The 522-nt window shown below is 72.2% G+C and carries 1 protein-coding gene; it reads right to left on the bottom strand.

Annotation, left to right across the window (positions count from 1 at the left end):
- A partial coding sequence (locus DYI42_RS24030) for a hypothetical protein (protein ID WP_213549649.1) occupies positions 1-522 on the bottom strand: 522 nt, incomplete at both ends.

Raw genomic sequence — 522 nt, 5'->3', positions numbered from 1 at the left:
GGTGGAGAGTTCGAGCACATCGGTGTGCGCGCTGCGGTCGAACAGCAGTTCGTCGGCGTCGATGCCCAACTGGGCCAGCAGCGCGGCCTGCCGGCTCGGCGGAATGAGCGCCCCGGGGGCCTCGCTGCCAGGCGGCGCCTCGGCCTCCAGCGCATGGGGCGCGCCGCTTTCGCTGGCTTTCCAGCCGTCTTCCTCTTGCGCGCGCTGCACGTGCAGGCGGCGGGTCACGGTGCCGTTTCGATAGACGGTAAAGGCAAACTCGCCGCCCGGGTGGCGCCCGCCGCTGAGGCGGAAGGCCAGCAGCTCTGCCTCCCCGAGGGCGCGGCTGAGTGCCATGAGCCGGGGCGAGGGCTTGCCATCGGTGCGTTCGCGCAGCTCGATCAGCGTGAGGCCATCGCGCCCGACCGGGGCCGAAAGGCGCAGCTCGTGGTCGGTGCCGCCGAAGCCCATGTCATCCAGCATGTCGCGGGCCAGAACGCCCTCGGGCAACGTGCCCTCGGGCTGACGCCGCAGGGCGGGAAG

This window comes from Vannielia litorea, assembly GCF_018424695.1.
GTDB lineage: Bacteria > Pseudomonadota > Alphaproteobacteria > Rhodobacterales > Rhodobacteraceae > Vannielia > Vannielia litorea_A.
The sequence above is the reverse complement of the archived record's forward strand: the minus strand, read 5'-3'. Positions and strand labels throughout refer to the sequence as shown.